Genomic DNA, 18,459 nt, shown 5'->3' with positions numbered 1-18,459 from the left:
AGTGCGCAGTATATTCACGTTTTTAAATTTTAATCCATGGCAGAAAAAAGTCTTCTTAATAAAAAATCCCTTGAATTTCTAGAAAATTACCTGAACACAGCCTCGCCTACTGGTTATGAGTGGAATGGTCAACGTGTTTGGATGGATTATTTAAAACCTTATGTAGATGAATTTATAACTGACAATTACGGTACGGCTGTAGGAATTATAAATCCCGATGCAAAATATAAAGTAGTCATTGAAGGTCATGCAGATGAGATAAGCTGGTACGTTAATTACATCACCGATGATGGACTTATTTACGTAATACGCAATGGTGGCTCTGATCACCAGATTGCTCCTTCTAAAGTGGTAAATATTCATACCAAAAAGGGTATCGTAAAAGGCGTTTTTGGATGGCCAGCTATTCATACTCGTAGTAGAGCCAATGAAAAAGCCCCTAAACCAGATAATATATTTATTGATTGCGGTTGTACTACAAAGGACGAAGTATTAGAACTAGGTGTTGACGTGGGATCAGTAATCACTTACCCAGATGAGTTCTTTGTCTTAAACGGTAACAAATTTGTTTGTCGTGCCCTTGATAATCGTATGGGTGGTTTTATGATTGCCGAAGTAGCTCGTTTACTTAAAGAGAATAATCAAAAACTGGATTTTGGATTGTATGTAACAAATTCTGTTCAAGAAGAAATAGGTTTGCGCGGTGCCGAAATGATTACACAAACCATTAAACCTAATGTTGCCATCGTGACTGATGTTACTCACGATACCACTACTCCAATGATCGACATGAAGAAAAATGGAGATGCTGCTATAGGTAAAGGACCCGTATTAGCCTATGCTCCTGCGATACAAAATAACCTGCGTAATTTGATTATGGATGCTGCAGATGCTGCAGATATTCCCTATCAAAAAAGAGCTACCTCGCGCAGTACAGGAACCGATACTGATGCATTTGCTTATTCTAATGGTGGAGTTCCTAGTGCTTTAATATCGTTGCCATTGAGATATATGCACACCACTGTAGAAATGGTACACCGTGATGATGTTGAAAACGTGATAAAAATGATTTATGAATCACTGTTAAAAATAAATAACAATCACGATTTTAATTACTTCAATAATGGGAATACAGGTCTTTATTAATTAAGACAATAACTAATAATTTAAAAACAGGTCAAATAACAAATTGACCTGTTTTTTTTGTGCTTCATTTTCTATTTAATGGGTCACTTTATTTATATCTCTTCTTTATTGGTATTTACCTATTATAATATAAGCTATATCTAGTTCCAGCTATTGTATGTGTCGATATGTTGCACTACTTTTACTTTATGACCGAAGTGGAAATAGCCGAAGAAAACAAACTTATTGCGCAAGGATATAAAGACTTGCTCAAGATCAGTTATCAAACTCTTACCGATGAGGATAAAAAACTTATTCGTAAGGCTTTTGATATTGCTGTAGAAGCTCATGCACCACAGCGTCGTAAATCTGGCGAGGCCTACATCTTCCATCCTATTGCCGTCGCAAAAATTGTAGCCAAAGAAATAGGTCTGGATGCCACAGCAATAGCAGCAGCCTTATTACATGATGTTGTTGAAGATACAGAATACTCTCTCAATGACATTGAGCGTCTTTTTAATCCGACAATCGCTCGCATTGTTGATGGTCTTACTAAAATCGCCCATCTTAAAAAGGATGGTGATATTTCTACACAAGCAGAGAATTTTAGAAAAATGCTGCTTACTCTTAACGAGGATGTACGTGTAATCATTATTAAGATTGCAGACCGTTTGCACAACATGCAAACAATGGACAGCATGCCCGATTACAAACAGGTTAAGATAGCGTCTGAAACGCTCTATATCTATGCCCCTATTGCACATCGTTTAGGTCTTTACAACATTAAAACAGAACTTGAAGACCTAGGTCTTAAATACACTGAACCTGAGGTGTATAGTGATATACAAAACTCAATTAAGGAAAGTAAAGAAGAACAAGATCGTTATATAAAAGAATTTAGTGATATTATTGACGATAGTCTTAATAAAGAAGGCCTTGAATATACTATATACGGTAGGCATAAATCAGTCTTTAGTATACGTAGAAAAATGCTTAAACAAGGTGTTTCCTTTGACGAGGTCTACGATAAATTTGCAATACGAATTGTTTTTAGAAGTGATCGTGCAAATGAAAAGTTTCTGGCTTGGAAAGTATACTCAGTAGTAACAGATCATTTTAGACCCAATCCTGTAAGGCTAAGAGACTGGATAAGCTCTCCTAAATCTACAGGTTATGAAGCGTTGCACATCACAGTGATGGGCCCAGATGGCAAATGGGTAGAAGTTCAAATAAGATCAGAGCGCATGCATGAAGTAGCTGAAAAAGGTTACGCAGCGCATTATAAATACAAGCAAGGTAACCAAGAAGACGGACTCGAGGAATGGCTGAATCGTTTACAAGACGCTCTTGAAAACCCAGAGGTGAACGCAGTTGATTTTGTTGAACAATTTAAACTCAACTTATACAGTAAGGAGATATTTGTATTTACGCCAAAAGGTGATTTAAAATCATTACCTAAAGGCTCTACTCCATTAGACTTTGCCTTTGCCATTCACACAGAAGTAGGTATGCGCACTCGTGGCGCGCGAGTAAACGGTAAATTAGTACCGCTATCTCACGAATTAAAAAGTGGTGATCAGGTGGATATTATCACCTCAGAAAACCAGAAACCTACTAAAAACTGGTTGGACTATGCAACAACGGCACGTGCTCGTTCCAAAATTAAAAGTGCTTTAAAAGAAGATCAAACACTAATTGCCGATGAAGGAAAAGTAGTGCTTGCGCGAAAACTGAAGTCCCAAAAAATCAACTTGGATAATAATGTGGTCAATGAAATGGTGAACTTTTTTAAGTTAAAAACCAGTCAAGACCTATTTTACCGAGTAGGAACAGGTGTTATAGACAACAAAGCCATTAAAGATTACGCTAGTAGTCGTAGTAACGCTTTATACAGTTTTATAAAAAACAAAATCCGTAAGCCAAAGTCTAATCCGGATTTGGATAAACAAGAAGTTACCGAAAATTACGACGACATAGTATTTGGTAAAGAACAAGTTCAATTAGATTACACATTATCTAAATGCTGTAATCCAATTCCAGGAGATTCCGTTTTTGGATTTACAACAGTAAGTGAAGGTATTAAGGTTCATAAAAACAATTGTCCTAATGCTATTAGTTTACAGAGTAAATTTGCATATCGTATAATAAGTGCAAAATGGATTGATTCTACGCAACGTGAGCACAAGGCAGATCTTATACTTACAGGAATAGATAGACTGGGGTTGGTTCAAGAAGTGACACAAGTCATTTCAGAATTTATGAGCGTAAATATCAAAAGTATCAGCTTCAGTAGTGATGATGGTATTTTTAAAGGTGAGATTACAGTAGTGGTGACTAATAAAAAGATTTTACAAACGTTGATGCAAAATCTGAATAAAATAAACGGAATAGACAAAGTAACGAGATCGTAATAATGAGTGAAATTATTAACAATTTGGAAAAGGAGCAGGAAATCGTGAAGAATGTTTTCACTCAATTTCTTAGTGATAACAAACACAGGAAAACACCTGAACGTTTTGCCATCCTGGCTGAAATTTATGCCAGTGATGAGCATTTTGATGTAGAGTCATTATACATTAAAATGAAGGAACAAAACTATCGCGTAAGTCGCGCCACGCTTTATAATACAATAGATTTACTTATGGAATGTAAATTGGTGCGCAGGCATCAATTTGGTCAAAATCAATCCTATTATGAGAAATCATATTTTGACAAACAACACGATCATTTAATACTTCAAGACACCAATGAAGTTATTGAATTTTGTGACCCTAGAATTGAGTCAATAAAAAAGACAATTGAAGAGGTTTTTGATGTCCAAATAACCAATCATTCTTTATACTTTTACGGCGTTAAAAATTCAACGGAAAACAATCAATAATGGCAGTAGATTTATTGCTCGGTTTGCAATGGGGCGACGAGGGAAAAGGTAAAATAGTAGACGTTTTAACTTCTAACTACGATATCATTGCAAGATTTCAAGGAGGACCTAATGCTGGTCACACTTTAGAGTTTGATGGTATCAAACACGTATTAAGAACAATCCCTAGTGGTATCTTTCACGACAAAGCTATCAACGTGATAGGAAATGGTGTAGTAATTGATCCTGTAGTTCTAGCACAAGAATTAGACGGTCTTAAACAATTCAACATCAATTATGTTGAACGATTAATAATTTCTAGGAAGGCGCATATCATTTGTCCAACTCACAGACTACTAGATGCAGCAAGTGAAGCGGCAAAAGGTAAAGCAAAAATAGGTTCGACCCTTAAAGGAATTGGTCCTACTTATATGGATAAAACAGGTAGAAATGGTATCCGTGTAGGTGATATAGAATTGGACAATTGGAAGGAGAAATACCGCGCTCTTGCAGATAAGCATGAAGATCTTATTGGTTTCCATAATGTTGATATACAATACGACCTTAAAGAATTAGAAGAAGAATTCTTCACCGCTATAGAACGTTTAAAGGAATTGACATTCATTGATTCTGAAGAATACCTACATCAAGCACAAAAACAAGGGAAATCAATCCTTGCTGAAGGTGCTCAAGGTAGTTTGTTAGATATTGACTTTGGAACATACCCTTTTGTAACTTCTTCAAACACCACTGCAGCCGGAGCTTGTACAGGTTTAGGTGTTGCTCCTAACAGAATAGGTGAAGTATTTGGTATTTTTAAAGCGTATACAACACGAGTAGGTAGCGGTCCATTCCCTACTGAACTTTTTGATGAAACAGGAGAAAAAATGGCTAAGGTAGGTCATGAATTTGGTGCCGTAACTGGAAGACCGAGACGTTGTGGTTGGTTAGACCTAGTTGCATTAAAATATGCCTGTCAAGTTAATGGGGTTACTCAACTTATGATGATGAAAGGAGATGTCCTTTCAGGTTTTGACGCTTTACAAGTTTGTACGGCTTATAAGTATAAAGGAGAAACCATAGAGCACTTGCCTTATAATATAGAAGCGGAAAACATCACTCCAATTTATAGTGAATTTGCTTGTTGGGAAGAAGATCTTACACAAATGACATCGGTAGATCAGTTTCCTAAAGAGCTCAATGAATACATTGAGTTTTTAGAAAAGGAACTAGAAATTCCTATTAAAATAGTAAGTGTAGGTCCAGATCGTAAACAGACCATACACAGATAAACATAAAGCTGGTTTCATTTTTGAACCGGCTTTTTTTAAATAAGTTTATTTTGAAAAAATATCTTAATATAATGCTCAAAGGTGTACTCATGGGTACTGCCGATGTCGTACCAGGTGTTTCTGGTGGAACGATAGCATTTATAACAGGAATTTACGAGGAACTTATAGCCACTATTGATGGGTTGAGTTTTCAGGCTATTAAAGACATAAAACTTATTGGTTTTGGTGGTGTAATTAGAAAGTACAACTTAAAATTCTTACTTAGTTTAATATTAGGAATTGGAATAGCAGTTGTAAGCCTGTCAAAGCTCATTAGTTATCTTCTTGAAACCTATCCAGTTCTAGTATGGGCATTCTTCTTTGGTTTAGTGGTAGCGAGTATACTATACATAGCCAGACAAATCAAAAGATGGAACGGCACTGCCCTGCTTGCCATAATAATAGGAACAGCAATATCGTATTACATTACAATTGCAGAACCTATAGGATCACCAGATACCTGGTGGTACATTATTTTTTCAGGATTCATAGCAATAATAGCTATGATACTTCCGGGTGTTTCGGGCGCTTTTTTATTACTCCTTTTAGGAAGTTATAAAGTAATTATAGGCAGTATATCTGGTCTAGTTGAAGCCTTGTCACAAGGAGATTGGTCTTTAGTCGGTAAATACTTGACTAACTTGATGTTATTTGCCCTTGGTTGTATCGTTGGTTTAAAGATTTTTTCAAGAGTTTTAACCTGGTTATTCAAGAATAAAGAAAATACAACACTGGCTTTGCTTACAGGTTTTATGATTGGTTCTCTCAACAAATTATGGCCATGGAAGAAGGTTATAAGCACACGAGTGAATAGTCACGGTGAGGAAGTTCCTTTTTTGGAAAAAAGTATTTTACCCCAATACTTTGATGGAGAACCTAAAATACTGTTAGTTTTTATTCTTGCCTTGCTAGGTTTTGCACTTATTTTTATCTTAGAAAAATGGGCTGCTAAAAAACAATAACACGTGCGTCAACCTACTCGTAGTTTTACCGATAAGTTATTACTTATACTCAAGGGTATCGCTATGGGAACTGCAAACAAAGTTCCCGGCGTGAGCGGCGGTGTTGTGGCATACGTTACTGGTTTCTATGAAGAATTTATTTACAGCCTTCAAAAACTCAATCTCAAAGCACTTAAGTTACTTTTTAACGGTAGATTCAGGTCTTTCTTTCATTATGTAAACGGTAGGTTTTTAAGCCTATTACTCCTGGGTGAAGCTATAAGCTACTTTACTGTTTCTATAGGGTTTGATGTATTATTAGAATATTACCCTATTCTTATATGGGCTTTATTTTTTGGGATGATATTAGGTTCCATTTATTATATCGCCCGTAATTATAACAGTTGGACTCGACAAAATATCATCATTTTAATGATAGGTATAGCCATAGGCGTGGGAACATCATTACTCGATCCTGCTACACAAAACACCAATTTGTTTTTTGTTTTCTTTTGTGGGATGGTGAGTATTTGCGGTATGACCTTACCTGGATTGAGTGGTAGCTTCATCCTTATTCTTCTAGGTAATTACGTTCTTTTACTGGTGGATAGTATTAATGCTTTATTCAACACCATGGTAGCAATCGCGAGATGGGATTTCTCATGGTGGTACGACAGTGTTCATATGGATTTGTTATTGATCTTGGTAGTCTTTGTTGCTGGTTCTATTTTTGGCTTGGTAAGTTTATCTCATCTATTGGGATGGACGATGAAAAACTTTCGTAATCAGACTAACGCTATGATTATAGGATTTATAACAGGATCCTTAGGAGTTGTATGGCCTTGGAAACAAGCCATTTATCAACGCACAGTTACAGGTGAAATTTCTTTAGATGCTAGTGGTAATGAGATTTTAGTAGATTACAACAGGTACTGGCCCGATCTTGCAACTGCTCAAACATGGATTGCAATTGCTATGATTTTAATAGGATATTTAATTGTGTATTTACTTAGTCGATATGGAAATAAAACAAATCCCGCGTAGCATTTTTGGATTAATCGGTAAGCGATTAGATTACAGTTTTTCTAGATCCTATTTTACAGAAAAATTTGAATCATTGGGCTTACAAGATCATGAGTATAGAAATTTTGAAATTCCTGATGCTAGTGAATTAGTTCGCTTTCGCGAAAGCGTAACCTATGACCTACAAACACGCACTACAGCTGGTAAATCTGAAATTATACGTGGTTTGAATGTAACCATACCTTACAAACAAGATATCATGGATATTCTGGACGAGATAAGTCCAGAGGCGAGAGATATAGGTGCTGTTAATACTATCGCTATTGAAGATAACAGATGGACCGGTTATAATACGGATGCCTACGGATTCGGCAAGGGCTTATCCCCTTTTTTACCCATCAAAAAGAATGCGCTTATATTAGGTACTGGCGGTGCTTCAAAGGCTGTTGCCTATACGCTAGAATCTATGCAAATTCCTTATTTATTTGTTTCCAGAAATCCTAAGGATGAATTTACGATTGACTATAAATCCGTTTCACCTCAAGTGATGAAAATGGTTGGGTTAATTATCAATACCACTCCGCTAGGCACTCATCCAGATATCGAAGTTGCTCCTGAAATTCCTTATGATCAGGTAACAGGTCAACATGTTTTTTATGATTTAGTTTATAATCCACCACAAACTCTTTTTATGAAAAAGGCAAGTGCTCACGGCGCACAGGTCATTAACGGAAAACAAATGCTAGTACATCAGGCTGAAAAAGCTTGGGAAATATGGAATAAGTAAGGCATCATAACGTTGTAATTGCATATCATTCTGATTATCTTGCCCACCTATTTTTTAAATGAAAAAAATGAACAAGAACGACAACCTGCCACAAGCAGATGGACAAAATGATGCAAAGCATCTATCCGACGAGACTAATGCGATTGAAAATGCCTTTATCGCAGAACAAAAAAAGGCCGAAGAATCTGAAAAGGAGCACATCGAGGTGGAACCTGTTAAAGAAACTACGACAGTTGAAGGCACCAACAAAGCTTCTCAAAAAGCAGAAGACCATTCTACTACTCATGAAGACACCATGGTGGAAGAAAGTGAAGCTGTACAAAATGCTACTGATCCTATCATCGATGAAAATGAAGAAGCCGATAAGGATGAAAATCAGGATAATACGGTAGAAATCCCTGAAAAGGAATACGAGACCATGAATCAAAAGGAACTTATTGATGAGCTGCGTCAACTGATGCAAGAATATCCCATCAATAGTTTTAGAGATCAGGCCGAAAAAATTAAAAAGAACTTTGAAAAACGTGATGCAGAGATTCACGAGGAAGAAAAGGCAAAGTTTGAAAAAGAGAATCCACCTTCTGACGATCCACTAGCACCACAGTTTGAATACAATAACGAGCTTACTAAGGTATTTAACGATTTACACCGTACATATCGTAAGGAAAAAGGAGAGTTTCAAAGAAAGCGTCGTGCACAGCAAGAAGCTAATCTTGTAAAACGTCGTGAGATTATTGAAGGAATTAAAACCTTGATTACCGAAGAGGAAAACATTGGTACCACTTTCAAAAAGTTTCATGATTTACAAGAAAACTGGCGTTCTACTGGTCCTATCCCGCATGATGCTTACAATATCACATGGGAAGATTATAGACTTGCTACCCAAAACTTTTATGACTACATAGACCTGTCTAAAGAATTACGTGATAAAGACTTTGAACGTAACCTTGAACTACGTCATAAAATAATAGCTCGCGCTGAAGAATTAGGACAAGAAGACAATATTCACAAAGCGCTACGTGAACTTCAGGAATTACACCGCATGTGGAAAGAAGATGTAGGTCCAGTAGCTCAAGAACACAGAGACCCTACTTGGGAATCATTTAAAGCAGCTACAAAAGTAATTCATGACAAACGTCAAGAATTTTATAAAGAGCGTGATAAACAACAAGAACACAATAAGATGGTGAAGGAAAACATCATCGCCGAGGTTCAAAAAATAACTGAAACAGGTGCTAAATCTCATAAAGAATGGCAAGACCGTTTAAAAGAGATTGACGTACTCAAGGAGTTATTCAAAAATACAGGAGCAGCCCCTAAAGATGTGAATAATGATTTATGGGATCAATATAGATCGGTAACTAGGGAATTCAATAGAGCCAAAAACAACTTTTATAAAGAGCTTAAAGACGAGCAAAATGAGAATCTTAAAAAGAAAATGGATCTCATCGCTATTGCCGAAGAACATCAAAACTCTGAAGATTTCGCTGGAAGCCTACAGGTTATGAAGCGTATTCAGGCAGACTGGAAAAAAATAGGTCACGTACCTCGAAAAGATAGTGACAAGATTTGGAAACGTTTTCAAAAGGCTTGTAACGCTTTCTTTGATAAAAAGAATGCTCAAAAAGAAGCTGCTACTGTAGAAGAGAAAGAAAATTACGAAGCAAAGCTTAAGATTTATGATGCTTTAAAGGAAATGTTGCCACAGGATGATAAAGAGGCTATGCAGTCGGATATTCAATCTTTCATGGATCAATGGTCTGCGATAGGACGCGTGCCTTACTCAAAACGTTTTATTCAAGATAAGTTTGAGAAACTCGTTAAAGCTAAATTTAAAGCAGCTGGTTTAAGTGAGGTAGATGCAGAAATGCTAAAATATCAAAACAAATTGAGCTCGTTAGAAAATGGTAATGAAAGAGACTTTAAAAACGAGCGTTTTTACTTGAGAAAACGTCAGGATGAGATAAAAAAGGAAATTTTACAACTGCAAAATAACCTTCAGTTTTTTAATTCTAAGGATGACAAAAATCCATTGATACTAGCACAAAAGAAAAATATAGCAGATTTACAGAAAGAGCTAGACGTGGTAAAAGAAAAACAAAAGCAGGTTAATATACTTGAACGTCAATTGGCTCAACAAGAAGAAGTAACCACTGAGGTTACATCGGAAGAATAAGCAGATTAAACTTCTCTTAATTCTAAAAAAAGCCTTGAACGATTGTTCAAGGCTTTTTTATAGGAGAAATATCCGATTAACCTACACCCTATTCATCTTTCTATATCCTTAAACAATTAAAGGAAACATAAAGCCGAAATATAAATTAAATTAAGTCCGTAACTTGGGCCTTAATATGATGACGTTTATCGTAATTCTTACAGTTTCTGCAGCTTTAATTCTTGGAGCCGTTTGGGGTATTTATGGTTCATTATCTAAAAAAATAGAAGGTTTTTTAGTCGCTTTGGCTGGTGGAGCTTTATTAGTTTCAGCAATCTTGGAATTAATTCATCCATCATTGAAAAACGATTCTGTTGGGATCACGTTGCTCTGTGTATTTTTAGGCGCTACTATTTTCACAGGTTTGGACTATTTAATCAAAGAAAAATGGGGATCTAATAGCGGTGCTGGTTTACTGGCTGCCATTACTTTAGATGGCATACCAGAAAACCTAGCTTTAGGAGTTGCTTTGATAAGTGCAAGCCCATTATCTGTGGCAGCGCTTTCTGGTTCCATCCTATTATCAAATTTACCCGAAGCAGCTGGTGGTGCTAAGGAGATGGCTGAAAACACCTCTTCCAAACGGAAAATATTAATTCTATGGATCGCTACCGCCATAATCTTATCTATGGCAGCTTTAATAGGTCATTTTCTATTGGATGATGTTCCAAAGAGTTATTTAAACTACATAAAATGTTTTGCTGGCGGTGCAGTTGTAGCTTCCCTGGCGATAGAAGTATTTCCAAAGGCTTTTAAGGAGAATAAATACTGGAGTGGAGTAGCTACTGCTATAGGTCTTATTCTAGCTCTATACTTAAATACTTTAGGAGAATAGTAAGAAACCTTGTTTGTCAAATTTCTACCTTGCCATAAAAAAGATGACTCCATATCCTAAATCATTTTCCCATATAGGGATTACAGTACCCGATATTCATAAAGCAGTTGAATTTTACTCAGAAATAATGGGCTGGTATGTAATTATGCCACCATCAACAGTGAAAAAAGAGACTGACACGGCCATTGGTCAAATGTGTATTGATGTGTTTGGTGAAGATTGGGAAAGTTTTGAAATCGCTCATTTATCTACATCTGACGGAATAGGAATTGAACTCTTTGCATTCCCTTTTGGTCAAAAAGAAGCACCAGAATTTAATCCTTTCAATACAGGATTATTTCATTTTTGTGTTCAAGATCCTGAGATTGAAAAATTAACTGAGCGTATTGTTGATGCTGGAGGAAAACAACGTATGCCTATACGAGAATATTATCCTAATGAAAAACCGTATAAAATGGTTTATGTTGAGGATCCATTTGGAATTGTGTTTGAAATTTACACACATAGCTACGAACTCACCTATTCCTCTGGAGCTTATCAAAATGAGGATTAATCCCTTTTAAGACATTAATTATAACGCCCAACAAAGTACCTTCATTTGGAATTTGTGGAATTTTAAACTGAACAAGTTTCGCAAATTCCTTGAAGTAGCACATCAGTCTTGTGTATAGTTCGACCTGAGATTTTAGGAATATTTACCGAGGCTTCTTCTAGACAATCTACTTTACCACAATTCGTACATTGAAAATGAGGATGATCATGCACGTGTGAATCCTTATTACAATCCTGGCAAATAGCGTAACGCTTAATCCCATCACGGTCTAAAAAAGAATGTACTAAGCCATCATCCTCTAGCCTTTCTAATGCACGATATACCGTAGTTTTGTTTACTTTTTCTTTTAAGCGATCAACTAATTCTACAGCCGCAATAGCTTGATTACTTTTCTTAAATTGATCAAGCAACAGTCCAATTGTCGATGTCTTACGTTGTATGCCCATAACGCAAAATTATACTTTCATAGAGTTACTACCAACTTTACTTCTTACTTTTGCAACTGTGTTGCATTAAAATATAAAAATGAAAGTAAACTTATTAAAACCTGATGTATATGGAGCTACAGCAAGCATTATGTGTATCATACACTGTGTCGCAACTCCTATTCTTTTTATCGCACATGCGCACACTCATGGCACGATTGATCATCATAATCACGCCGCAGCACCTATCTGGTGGGATTATCTTGATTTTATATTTCTGTTTGTTTCCTTTATAGCTATCAAGCAAACCCTACAAAAAAGTTCTAGGAACTGGATGAAGTACGTTTTATGGTCAACTTATAGTTTACTGTTTCTCTTAATTGTTAATGAGAAAATAGAAATTATAGCCTTGGCAGAATCTGTTACTTATGGCGTTGCTATTGTGCTTGCAGGTTTACACCTATTTCATTTAAAGTATTGTCAATGTAATGATGAACAATGCTGCCTTCATTAATAATTGTTACATCCAATTACGATTACTTTTTATAACCGTATTATTTATATAATTCAGTAAGTGGTTGACAGCGTCTTTTTTAAAATACCTCAACCCATTACTGCCAGAGGCTGTATGAAACTTAACATGCATTTCTTCACGCCTTCTTATAAAAATACTGTCCCATTTTTCAACTGCTTGCGCTTTAAATACAGGACTTATAGAAAAACTCTTGAATAACCAGCCTTTTTTAAATCCTATAAAACCTTTATCTGTTACTATACCACTATTGCTACCATACATATAGCTCCAAAAGACAATCAATACCGCTGGTATAAGCATAGGTACCACCCAGTTATAATCTCCAAAATATGCAAGCGGAACCAACGTAGGAATCAAAGTAGCAAGCATGATATAACTTGCTAATCTCATGTATGAAAAACCATTACAGGGAATATCAATAGTAGCATCAACAACGCTATCCTTAAAAGCTGTTTCTTGTAGTATTTTAATATGCTCTTTTTTACAGGCAGGAATACTAACTTTAGACGCCTTATTAGCATCTGACTGAGCTTGATAAATATAGGCTGTAGAATAGCCTAACCACTGTCTTAAAGGGTTTGTTCTAAATTCGAGAGATTGAATTTTCTCAATAGGAACACGGATTTCTTGACGCTTGATTAATCCCATAGAAAGTTCAAGATGACTTTGATAAACTACAGCCTTAAAACCATAGTAATTACTAAAAACAGTTATTAAGCTTACCACTATGGAGAATACCAAGAATATCAATAAAAAACTAAATAGCATACCCAAACTAGCAAAACTCATTAGATTTTCCCATTCCCAACCATCTAAATAATCTCCGAAAAACTGCTTAATTACATCCTGAAATTTAAAATAACTTCCTACTACAAGACCTATTGCTACGCCACCACTGCGCAAGTGGTTTTGGGTCATACCTACTTTGAAAAGATCTAAGAAACTTAATTTTAGCAAGGTAGATGAAACCTCGTTGGAAGTAGGATTTACTGTTTTCTTTTCTGGTTCTGTAATTTCAGTTTTCTCCTGCTCTACCCTTTGGTTACTTATGTCGAGTAGAGCTTGTTTAAGAGAAAGCGCTGCCGACTCGTCCAGTGCTTTAATCTCCAGTTCTTTCTCCTTGGAACCAGCTGTTTCTATTTGTACACTGTATACCTTAAGTATACGTTGTAGCAAATTTTGCTCTAGATTTACAGATTGAATGCGTTCTAGCGGAACCGCTTTTTTTTCCTTAAATAACCATCCTTTATTCAGTATAAATTCATCTTGTTCTATGTAAAATTTGAAAAACAAGTATTGAATTACTGGTCCTATTAAGCTGGTAGCCGCAACAAAAAGTACTAATCCTGTAAAAGCAAGCCCTTCAAGAAATCCTCGCATCCCAAAAGCTGCAAAAACGAAAAAGAATATAAAACCCCTTAAGCTCTTAAAGGCATACAGAGCAATAACTTTTTTGCTTTGTCGCTGTGGAGTTGATAAATCAAACATGTGTGCTCGTTTTTCCTGCTACAAATGATTTTAAATTTTGAGCATCTTTAGGATCGAGACCGCTTATGGATAAATCACTAGAAGAACCTCCAGCGGTATAAATCTCTAGCTCACAAAGATTAAAGAGTCTGTCTATAGGTCCATGATTGATTTCAGTATGTTGAATGCGATTGAAGGGTACTGTGATTTGATGGTGAAAGATCCATCCTTTGCGATACGTTATATCGTGTTCTCTTAAAGTATAACCTCGAACAAAATATTCCTTATAATTCACAAATAATGAAAACAAAAGTATAAAAGCCCATAGACCCAATCCACTCCAGCCCAACCAAGGAAACTCTGAAAAATTATAAAACAAAAAGCCTACCGCTATAGCAAGTGGTATCATGTATAAGGTGTTGGCTATTAGTTTTTTATTTAAAAAACGCTTAGGATGTTTCTCAAATGAAAAGCTTTCAATGTCCGGTAGTGAATGGGTAAGAATTTGCTCGTTTGTCATTATCAACTATTAGACTCATAAAGTTAATAGCTGTTACGCTTTCGCGAAAGCGTAATAAAGAAAATATTAAAAATTCTAATTAACAATCGCTCAAACTCACATTAACTGCAAGTCCGCCTTCACTAGTTTCTTTGTATTTGGAATTCATATCTTGAGCCGTTTGCCACATGGTATTAATAACCTTATCTAAAGGTACTTTGGCATGCGAGGCGTCGGCGTCGAGAGCTAGTTCACAAGCATTTATAGCCTTAATTGCTCCCATAGCGTTGCGTTCTATACAAGGAACTTGAACCAATCCTGCAATAGGATCACAGGTAAGTCCTAGGTGGTGTTCCATGGCAATTTCCGCAGCCATTAGAACTTGGTCTGGTGTGCCACCCATAAGTTCTGTTAATCCAGCAGCTGCCATTGCGCTACTTACACCAATTTCTGCCTGGCAACCACCCATTGCAGCACTTATGGTCGCTCCTTTTTTAAATAAAGCTCCTACCTCACCAGCTACCAGTAAAAACTTCTTGATGTCCTCAAAGTTTGCGTCGTGGTTTTCAATTACCATATAATACATGATTACAGATGGAATAACACCAGCGCTACCGTTGGTAGGAGCTGTTACCACACGACCCAAGGATGCATTTACTTCATTAACCGCAAGGGCAAAACAGGACACCCATTTTAAGATTTCTCTAAATTTTACTTCGGTATCACGTATAGCTTCAATCCACTCTTCTTTATTAGAATAGGGTTTACCCTTTTGAAGCTTTAGGTGGTTGTCATAAGCGCGACGTCTTACGTTTAATCCACCTGGTAAAGTTCCCTCGGTATGGCAACCTGTGTACATACTATCGAGCATGACGTCCCAAACAGCTTTAAACTCTTTATTGATTTCTTCATCACTGCGCATGTATCGTTCGTTTTCTAAAACGACCTCGCTTATTGCCATGCCGTCTCGATGGCAATAGTTTAATAATTCTGTTGCTGTTTGTACCGGTCTAGGAAAACAACTGAAGGTCACTTTTTTCTTTTGCGCTCGCTTGCGTTCTTTTTGAACTACAAATCCGCCTCCTATACTATAAAAATGCTCGGTTCTAGATTTACCGTCTTTGTAAAAGGCTTTAAATCTTAATCCATTAGGATGATAAGGTAAAAATTTACGGTGGAAGGTTATGGCATCAACTGGATCAAACTCAAATTGAATACCGTCATTTAATTTGATACATTTTTCACTGCTTAAAGCCGCTACATCGTGCGGAATTTGAGCAATATCACAAGTCACAGGATCTTTATCCATCAATCCCATCATCACTGCAATGTCGGTGGCATGACCGCGACCGGTCAAGGATAAGCTTCCATAAAGATCTACTTGAATGCGTTGTACTTGCTTTAATTTATTCACTTTGCGTAATTTCTCAAGAAACCTATTGGCTGCACGCCATGGTCCTAAAGTATGTGAACTAGAAGGTCCTACTCCTATTTTAAGCATGTCAAAAACGCTGATTGCTTCCATGTTGTTTCTTTTTCATTCGAAATTCAAATATACTTTTATCCTTTGTCATAGCCGAAAAATTGTAGCATTATCCAACCCTATTTTTAGTAATTTTTCTAGTGGTTTAAAAGTGTCATTCGGTACATGGGTACTTATTGATAAGTAGAACTCTTGTATACAAATAAGTAGTTGCGCACTGTCAGCTTTTCTGTAATTATGACATCCTGTCACTGGCATTTGCTTGGCACAAACATTGACTTATGCAGAGTGTAAAAATTTGAATAAACTTAAAATTGATATAATGAGTAAAATAATAGGAATCGATTTAGGTACTACAAACAGCTGTGTTTCGGTAATGGAAGGAAGCGAGCCTACTGTAATACCTAATGCAGAAGGAAAACGCACAACGCCATCTGTAATTGCGTTTGTAGAAGGTGGTGAAATTAAAGTGGGTGATCCTGCAAAAAGACAAGCAGTAACTAACCCAGAAAAAACCATCTACTCTATCAAAAGATTCATGGGTAACAAATACTCTGAATCTCAAAGAGAAGCCGATCGCGTACCTTACAACGTGGTAAAAGGTGACAACGACACACCACGTGTTGATATAGATGGAAGATTGTACACTCCACAAGAATTGAGTGCTATGATCCTACAGAAAATGAAAAAAACAGCCGAAGATTATTTAGGTACTGAAGTAACAGGAGCTGTAATTACTGTACCAGCTTATTTTAACGACTCACAACGTCAGGCGACTAAGGAAGCTGGTGAAATCGCAGGTCTTAAAGTAGAGCGTATTATCAACGAGCCTACTGCTGCTGCACTTGCATACGGTCTAGATAAAAAAGATACAGATCAAAAAATCGTTGTATTTGACTTTGGTGGTGGTACTCACGATGTTTCTATTCTTGAATTAGGAGATGGCGTGTTTGAAGTATTATCGACTGATGGTGATACACACCTAGGTGGTGATGATGTAGATGAAGCAATCATCAACTGGCTAGCTGATGAATTCCAAGCAGCTGAGCAAATGGACTTACGTAAAGATCCAATGGCGTTACAACGTCTTAAAGAAGCTGCAGAAAAAGCTAAAATTGAACTTTCATCAAGTGCTCAAACTGAAATTAATCTACCTTATGTAACTGCTACCGCTAGCGGTCCTAAACACTTGGTAAAAACGCTTACAAGATCAAAATTTGAGCAATTAATTGATGATTTAGTAAAGCGTACTATTGAACCATGTAGAACTGCTCTTAAAGCAGCTGATCTTTCTACTGGTGATATTGATGAAATCATACTTGTAGGTGGATCTACTCGTATCCCAGCAGTACAAGAAGCAGTTGAAAAATTCTTCGGTAAAAAGCCTTCTAAAGGTGTAAACCCTGATGAAGTTGTAGCAATTGGTGCTGCTATTCAAGGTGGTGTACTTACAGGTGATGTTAAGGATGTATTACTTCTAGATGTAACTCCTCTTTCTCTAGGTATTGAAACTATGGGTGGCGTTATGACTAAACTTATCGATGCTAATACAACTATTCCTACTAAAAAGTCACAAGTATTCTCTACAGCAGCTGATAATCAGCCTAGTGTAGAAATTCACGTACTTCAAGGTGAGCGTTCTATGGCTACAGATAACAAGACCATTGGTCGTTTTCACTTAGATGGTATTCCACCAGCACGTCGTGGTACACCGCAAATTGAAGTGACTTTTGATATTGATGCCAACGGTATCATTAAGGTAAGCGCCGAGGATAAAGCAACTGGTAAGAAACAAGACATTCGTATCGAAGCGTCATCGGGTCTTACTGAAGAGGAAATCCAAAAAATGAAGCAAGAAGCTGAAGCTAATGCTGAAGCTGATAAGCAAGCTAAAGAAAAAGCCGATAAATTAAATCAAGCAGACCAGTTGATTTTCCAAACTGAAAAGCAATTAGAAGAATTTGGTGATAAACTAGGTGATGATAAGAAAAAGCCAATTGAAGAAGCTCTTGAAGAGTTGAAGAAAGCTTATGAAACTAAGGATATCGCACAAATTGATCCTGCTCTTGAGAAAATGAATACTGTATGGACTGCAGCTAGTGAAGAAATGTATAAAGCTCAAGCCGAGGCTCAAGGTGGTCAACCTGGTCCTGATGCTGGTGCTCAACAACAAGCTGGTGACGATACAAGTGATGTAGAAGATGTTGACTTTGAAGAAGTAAAGTAAACTCATAAACAAACCACGAGTTTGGTTGTAGTTTCTTTATTTGAACTACGATATAGTACAAGAAAGGCCTTGATTAAGTTCAAGGCCTTTTTTATTACTTCTGAATTATAAAACACACTTAAAATTACTACTTACTGGTAGGATTTAACAAAT

16 protein-coding genes are annotated in these 18,459 nt (G+C 36.6%); 12 read left to right on the top strand and 4 right to left on the bottom strand.

Translation table 11 applies throughout. From position 1 onward, the window contains the following. Window positions 1-36 precede the first annotated feature (36 nt). From I5168_RS09840 to I5168_RS09795, 10 genes are all read left to right on the top strand, one after another. On the top strand, window positions 37-1,146 hold the full coding sequence (locus I5168_RS09840; RefSeq protein ID WP_431471651.1) for a M42 family metallopeptidase: 1,110 nt from the start codon (window positions 37-39) through the stop codon (window positions 1,144-1,146). A gap of 188 nt (window positions 1,147-1,334) precedes the next feature. Further along, a complete protein-coding gene (locus I5168_RS09835; RefSeq protein WP_431471650.1) occupies window positions 1,335-3,536 on the top strand; it encodes a RelA/SpoT family protein in 2,202 nt (733 codons plus the stop codon). Window positions 3,537-3,538: 2 nt separating this feature from the next. Then, window positions 3,539-4,006, top strand: a complete 468-nt coding sequence (locus I5168_RS09830) for a Fur family transcriptional regulator (RefSeq protein ID WP_042280240.1) — start codon at window positions 3,539-3,541, stop codon at window positions 4,004-4,006. Continuing rightward, window positions 4,006-5,277, top strand: coding sequence for an adenylosuccinate synthase (locus I5168_RS09825; protein ID WP_105019042.1), 1,272 nt, complete (start codon window positions 4,006-4,008; stop codon window positions 5,275-5,277). Before I5168_RS09830 ends, I5168_RS09825 begins: the two co-directional genes overlap by 1 nt. 50 nt (window positions 5,278-5,327) lie before the next feature. Beyond that, entirely contained in the window at window positions 5,328-6,278 is a 951-nt protein-coding gene (locus I5168_RS09820; protein ID WP_431471649.1) for a DUF368 domain-containing protein, read from the top strand. 3 nt (window positions 6,279-6,281) lie between these two features. Next, on the top strand, window positions 6,282-7,301 hold the full coding sequence (locus I5168_RS09815; protein WP_338350324.1) for a DUF368 domain-containing protein: 1,020 nt from the start codon (window positions 6,282-6,284) through the stop codon (window positions 7,299-7,301). Next, a complete protein-coding gene (locus I5168_RS09810) occupies window positions 7,276-8,067 on the top strand; it encodes a shikimate dehydrogenase family protein (RefSeq protein WP_105019045.1) in 792 nt (263 codons plus the stop codon). The genes I5168_RS09815 and I5168_RS09810 overlap by 26 nt, the downstream gene beginning before the upstream one ends. 67 nt (window positions 8,068-8,134) lie before the next feature. Then, on the top strand, window positions 8,135-10,243 hold the full coding sequence (locus I5168_RS09805; protein ID WP_431471648.1) for a DUF349 domain-containing protein: 2,109 nt from the start codon (window positions 8,135-8,137) through the stop codon (window positions 10,241-10,243). Window positions 10,244-10,418: 175 nt separating this feature from the next. Continuing rightward, window positions 10,419-11,117, top strand: coding sequence for a ZIP family metal transporter (locus tag I5168_RS09800; protein ID WP_338350326.1), 699 nt, complete (start codon window positions 10,419-10,421; stop codon window positions 11,115-11,117). Between the two features lie 43 nt (window positions 11,118-11,160). Then, a complete protein-coding gene (locus tag I5168_RS09795) occupies window positions 11,161-11,670 on the top strand; it encodes a lactoylglutathione lyase family protein (RefSeq protein ID WP_431472762.1) in 510 nt (169 codons plus the stop codon). Window positions 11,671-11,732: 62 nt separating this feature from the next. Here I5168_RS09795 and I5168_RS09790 read toward each other — a convergent pair whose 3' ends face one another. Further along, on the bottom strand, window positions 11,733-12,116 hold the full coding sequence (locus I5168_RS09790; RefSeq protein WP_105019048.1) for a Fur family transcriptional regulator: 384 nt from the start codon (window positions 12,114-12,116) through the stop codon (window positions 11,733-11,735). 79 nt (window positions 12,117-12,195) lie between these two features. Between I5168_RS09790 and I5168_RS09785 the strand changes: the two genes are divergently transcribed. Beyond that, complete coding sequence (locus I5168_RS09785) at window positions 12,196-12,609, top strand: MerC domain-containing protein (protein ID WP_167342029.1); 414 nt, start codon at window positions 12,196-12,198, stop codon at window positions 12,607-12,609. A 6-nt stretch (window positions 12,610-12,615) separates the two neighbouring features. On the opposite strand, the gene I5168_RS09780 is transcribed toward I5168_RS09785, so the two are convergent. The 3 genes from I5168_RS09780 to I5168_RS09770 all read right to left on the bottom strand — a co-directional run bounded on the left by I5168_RS09780 (window position 12,616) and on the right by I5168_RS09770 (window position 16,121). Continuing rightward, a complete protein-coding gene (locus I5168_RS09780) occupies window positions 12,616-14,118 on the bottom strand; it encodes a PH domain-containing protein (RefSeq protein ID WP_431471647.1) in 1,503 nt (500 codons plus the stop codon). Beyond that, window positions 14,111-14,617 carry a PH domain-containing protein gene (locus I5168_RS09775; protein ID WP_042280254.1) on the bottom strand — a complete coding sequence of 169 codons (507 nt, stop codon included), beginning with the start codon at window positions 14,615-14,617 and terminating at the stop codon, window positions 14,111-14,113. Before I5168_RS09775 ends, I5168_RS09780 begins: the two co-directional genes overlap by 8 nt. A gap of 79 nt (window positions 14,618-14,696) precedes the next feature. After that, window positions 14,697-16,121, bottom strand: a complete 1,425-nt coding sequence (locus tag I5168_RS09770) for an L-serine ammonia-lyase (RefSeq protein WP_338350332.1) — start codon at window positions 16,119-16,121, stop codon at window positions 14,697-14,699. Between the two features lie 280 nt (window positions 16,122-16,401). Here I5168_RS09770 and dnaK point away from each other — a divergent pair, with 280 nt between their 5' ends. Then, on the top strand, window positions 16,402-18,306 hold the full coding sequence (gene dnaK / locus I5168_RS09765; protein WP_042280255.1) for a molecular chaperone DnaK: 1,905 nt from the start codon (window positions 16,402-16,404) through the stop codon (window positions 18,304-18,306). Window positions 18,307-18,459 lie beyond the last annotated feature (153 nt).

The sequence above is a fragment of the Nonlabens sp. SCSIO 43208 genome (genome assembly GCF_050703575.1).
In the GTDB taxonomy this organism is placed as follows: Bacteria; Bacteroidota; Bacteroidia; order Flavobacteriales; family Flavobacteriaceae; genus Nonlabens; species Nonlabens tegetincola.
The sequence above is the reverse complement of the archived record's forward strand: the minus strand, read 5'-3'. Positions and strand labels throughout refer to the sequence as shown.

Bases quoted from the DNA above. Each gene is read 5' to 3' on its own strand.
- I5168_RS09840 (WP_431471651.1), top strand. From the start codon at position 37: ATGGCAGAAAAAAGTCTTCTTAATAAAAAATCCCTTGAATTTCTAGAA.
- I5168_RS09835 (WP_431471650.1), top strand. From the start codon at position 1,335: ATGACCGAAGTGGAAATAGCCGAAGAAAACAAACTTATTGCGCAAGGA.
- I5168_RS09830 (WP_042280240.1), top strand. From the start codon at position 3,539: ATGAGTGAAATTATTAACAATTTGGAAAAGGAGCAGGAAATCGTGAAG.
- I5168_RS09825 (WP_105019042.1), top strand. From the start codon at position 4,006: ATGGCAGTAGATTTATTGCTCGGTTTGCAATGGGGCGACGAGGGAAAA.
- I5168_RS09810 (WP_105019045.1), top strand. From the start codon at position 7,276: ATGGAAATAAAACAAATCCCGCGTAGCATTTTTGGATTAATCGGTAAG.
- I5168_RS09805 (WP_431471648.1), top strand. From the start codon at position 8,135: ATGAACAAGAACGACAACCTGCCACAAGCAGATGGACAAAATGATGCA.
- I5168_RS09800 (WP_338350326.1), top strand. From the start codon at position 10,419: ATGATGACGTTTATCGTAATTCTTACAGTTTCTGCAGCTTTAATTCTT.
- I5168_RS09795 (WP_431472762.1), top strand. From the start codon at position 11,161: ATGACTCCATATCCTAAATCATTTTCCCATATAGGGATTACAGTACCC.
- I5168_RS09790 (WP_105019048.1), bottom strand. From the start codon at position 12,116: ATGGGCATACAACGTAAGACATCGACAATTGGACTGTTGCTTGATCAA.
- I5168_RS09785 (WP_167342029.1), top strand. From the start codon at position 12,196: ATGAAAGTAAACTTATTAAAACCTGATGTATATGGAGCTACAGCAAGC.
- I5168_RS09780 (WP_431471647.1), bottom strand. From the start codon at position 14,118: ATGTTTGATTTATCAACTCCACAGCGACAAAGCAAAAAAGTTATTGCT.
- I5168_RS09775 (WP_042280254.1), bottom strand. From the start codon at position 14,617: ATGACAAACGAGCAAATTCTTACCCATTCACTACCGGACATTGAAAGC.
- I5168_RS09770 (WP_338350332.1), bottom strand. From the start codon at position 16,121: ATGGAAGCAATCAGCGTTTTTGACATGCTTAAAATAGGAGTAGGACCT.
- dnaK (WP_042280255.1), top strand. From the start codon at position 16,402: ATGAGTAAAATAATAGGAATCGATTTAGGTACTACAAACAGCTGTGTT.